A 3,365-nucleotide genomic window follows, 5' to 3' on the forward strand; every position below is an offset into this window, starting at 1 on the left:
ACCCTGCGCATCCGCGACAACGGCGTCGGCAGCGCGGCGGTGCCCGGCAATGGCTTGAGTGGCATGCGCGAGCGCGTCGAGTCGCGCGGTGGCCGCCTGCGCGTGGATTCCACGCTGCGGCAAGGCACCTGCGTGGAGATCACGCTCCCGCTGCCGTCGGGGGAGACGGCGGCGTCCGTCGAGCGGCAACCCGCGATCGCAGAGACAGGTGTGGGAGCGACGTAAGTCGCGATGCAACATCCCGGATGGTTCAGAGGCGTGGAGACGTGGCGAGGCGCCCGGACGCGGATTTCATGCGATCGCGACTTACGTCGCTCCCACATCGGAACTTCCCGCTTCGTCACGTGGCGACGGACGCGACGACTCCCAAGAGGCTGCATGATTTGGTAGCGTGACGTTCACCCCTTCCACCGTGATTTCCCGATGATCCGCGTACTCCTTGCCGAAGACCAGGCCATGGTGCGTGGCGCGCTCACCGCGTTGCTCGGCATGGAAAGCGACATCGAGGTGGTCGGCAGCGCCGCCGATGGCGAAGCGGCGTGGCGTGAGCTGCAGCGCCTGACGCCCGACCTGCTGGTCACCGATATCGAGATGCCCGGACTGAGCGGACTGGAGCTGGCACAACGCATCCAGCGGCATGGGATGGCGTGCAAGGTGGTCATCGTCACCACGTTCGCGCGCGGCGGATTCCTGCGGCGCGCAATGGATGCCGGCGTGTCGGGTTACCTGCTGAAGGATGCGCCGGCCGAAGACCTGGCCGAAGCCTTGCGCAAAGTGCACCGCGGCGGCCGCGCCATCGATCCCCAACTCGCGCTGGAAGCCTGGTCCGACGCCGATCCGCTCAACGACCGCGAACGCCAGGTGTTGCGGCTCGCGGGCGAGGGCCAGTCGGCCGGCGACATCGCCAGGCAGCTGAACCTGTCGCAGGGCACCGTTCGCAACTACCTGTCCGAAGCGATCGGCAAGCTCGGCGTCGCCAACCGCATCGAAGCCTATCGGCTGGCGCGGCAGCGCGGCTGGTTGTAAGAATCAGGAGACCCCGTGGGAGCGACGTAAGTCGCGATCGCACGTCATCCGATCAAGGAAGTCGCGCAGCATCAGGGTTCGACCCTCGCAGTCCGCGTCGGAGCCAGTTCGCGACTTACGTCGCTCCCACGGCATACGAAACGACCCGTTCGTCAACCGCCGTAACGCGCCTTCAGCATGGCGTACGCACTGCGCAGCGCGAGGGCTTCGCCGCCGGCGGGACGACCTGCGCGGTCGTTGTCGTTCCAGGCGTACACGTCCAGATGCGCCCACTTCATGCCGTCGGGCACGAAGCGCTCCAGGTACAGCGCCGCCGTGACCGCGCCGGCCATGCGCGAGCCGGCGTTGGCCAGGTCGGCAATGCCGCTGGTCAGATAGCGCAGGTACGGGCGCCACAGCGGCATGCGCCATACCGGGTCGCGCATGCGTTCACCGGCCGCGATCCACTCGTTCGCCACGGTGTCGTCGTTGGCGAACAGCGCCGGCAGGTCGGGCCCCAGCGCGATGCGGGCCGCGCCGGTCAGCGTGGCGAAATCGAGCAGCAGGTCGGGCGCCTGTTCGCCGGCATAGGCCAGCGCATCGCACAGGATCACGCGACCTTCGGCATCGGTGTTGTCGATCTCCACGCTGACGCCCTTGCGGGTGGCGATCACTTCGCCGGGGCGGAAGGCGTTCGGGCCGATGCTGTTCTCCACGGCCGGCACCAGCAGGGTCAACCGCACCGGCAGGTTGCGGGCCATCACCAGGCGCGCCAGGGCGATCGCGTGCGCCGCACCCCCCATGTCCTTCTTCATGTGGCGCATGCCGTCGGCCGGCTTGATGTCCAGCCCGCCGGTATCGAAACACACGCCCTTGCCGACCACCGCCACGTGCGGATGCGCCGCGTCGCCCCAGCGCAGCCCGATCAGGCGCGGCGCGCGGTGCGAGGCACGGCCCACGGCGTGGATCGCGGGGAAGTTGTGCGCCAGCAGTCCTTCGCCTGCGATCACCTCGAGCTCGGCGCCATGCGTGGTCGCCAGCTCGCGCACCGCGTCCTCCAGCTCGTCCGGGCCCATGTGCTCGGTCGGCGTGTTGACCAGGTCGCGCACCTGCAGGCTGGCCGCCAGCAGGTCGAGCGCTTCGGCGTCGGCATCCGGCAGGACCAGGCGCGCCGGCGTGCGCGGCGGCTGCTTGTAGCGGTCGAACCTGTAGCTGCCCAGCCCCCACCCCAGCTGCAGCGCCACCCGTGCGTCGGCGGAAAGATCCGTGGTCACGCGCCAGTCGCCCGCGGGCAGGCCGAACGGGGCATGCGCGTACGCGTACGGGTCCAGCGGGTCGCCGATGCCGATGACGGCCCCGGCCAGCCCCTGTTCGCCCGGCAGCGCCAGCAGCGAGCCGAGCGAGGCGGTGAAGTTCTGTGCATCCAGCCAGGCATTCACCGCCGGCGATTGCGTCGCGCGCCATGCGGCCAGCTGCGTGCGTTCCAGCACATGCAGGGGACGGGCATCGGCGGACGAGTCGGTGTAGGCGAGGGCAGCGCTCATGCGGCGGCGGGTTCCGTGGCGAAATCGGGGTGGGCGTCCAGCCAGTCGGCCAGCGCGGTGAGGGTGGCGAATTCCAGGTCCGGGCGCAGCGCTTCGTGCGGCCATGCCTGCGGTATGCCCGCATGGTCTTCCGGACGGTTTATCCAGCAACTGCGCAGGCCGGCGCGCAACGCACCGACCACGTCCATCTCGACATGGTCGCCGACATGCAGCACCTCGCCCGGCGGCACGCCCAGCCGCTCGCACGCGGCATGGAAGATGCTGGCTTCAGGCTTCGCCACGCCATGTTCGCGCGAGTGCACCTGGTGCACGAACAGGTGGCCCAGCCCGATCCGCTGCAGGTCGGCGTTGCCGTTGGTCACCGCGGCGATCGGCAGGCGCGCGGCGATGCGCTGCAGCGCCTCCAGTGCGTCCGGGTAGTACTCCACCTGGTTGCGCGCGGCGTAGAAGGTTTCGTACGCCGGCTCCAGCAAGGCCATGTCGGCGCCGCTCTCGCGCAGGGCGTGTTCCAGCGTCAGCCGGCGCAGGATGCTGAGGTCGTGCTTGTACTGCGGGTGGGCGGCGAAGACCTGCTCGCGCACCAGGCGCATCCGCTCGACGGGGAACATGGCGGCGGTGGCGGGGCTGTGCTGGCGCAGCCAGTCGTCGAGGACGCGCTCGATGCGTGCGCCGATGGGGGCGAACGGCCAGAGGGTGTCGTCGAGGTCGAGGGTGATGGCGCGGACGGGGAAGCTCATCGGCGCGATTTTACACCCGGCGGGGAGGGGGCCTTTCACCGGCGCCAGGATGAATCCCCTCTCCCTGCGCGAGAGGGGT

The 3,365-nt window shown here is 69.7% G+C and carries 3 protein-coding genes and 1 pseudogene; 2 read left to right on the forward strand and 2 right to left on the reverse strand.

The window, feature by feature from the left end; translation table 11 throughout:
- Positions 1-225: pseudogene (locus AC04L7_RS14980) on the forward strand (sensor histidine kinase); the annotation flags it as partial.
- Between the two features lie 198 nt (positions 226-423).
- Complete coding sequence (locus tag AC04L7_RS14985) at positions 424-1,026, forward strand: response regulator transcription factor (protein ID WP_299347068.1); 603 nt, start codon at positions 424-426, stop codon at positions 1,024-1,026.
- A gap of 152 nt (positions 1,027-1,178) precedes the next feature.
- On the opposite strand, the gene AC04L7_RS14990 is transcribed toward AC04L7_RS14985, so the two are convergent.
- Together AC04L7_RS14990 and AC04L7_RS14995 are read right to left on the reverse strand one after the other, a co-directional pair.
- Positions 1,179-2,549, reverse strand: a complete 1,371-nt coding sequence (locus AC04L7_RS14990; protein WP_299347066.1) for a leucyl aminopeptidase family protein — start codon at positions 2,547-2,549, stop codon at positions 1,179-1,181.
- Positions 2,546-3,286: an HAD family hydrolase gene (locus AC04L7_RS14995; protein WP_299347065.1), complete on the reverse strand. Its 741-nt coding sequence runs from the start codon at positions 3,284-3,286 to the stop codon at positions 2,546-2,548. The genes AC04L7_RS14990 and AC04L7_RS14995 overlap by 4 nt, the downstream gene beginning before the upstream one ends.
- Positions 3,287-3,365: the final 79 nt, after the last annotated feature.

The organism is Pseudoxanthomonas sp. LjRoot204_2 (genome assembly GCF_056175765.1).

Coding starts and splice junctions, on each gene's coding strand:
- AC04L7_RS14985 (WP_299347068.1), top strand. CDS start 424: ATGATCCGCGTACTCCTTGCCGAAGACCAGGCCATGGTGCGTGGCGCG.
- AC04L7_RS14990 (WP_299347066.1), bottom strand. CDS start 2,549: ATGAGCGCTGCCCTCGCCTACACCGACTCGTCCGCCGATGCCCGTCCC.
- AC04L7_RS14995 (WP_299347065.1), bottom strand. CDS start 3,286: ATGAGCTTCCCCGTCCGCGCCATCACCCTCGACCTCGACGACACCCTC.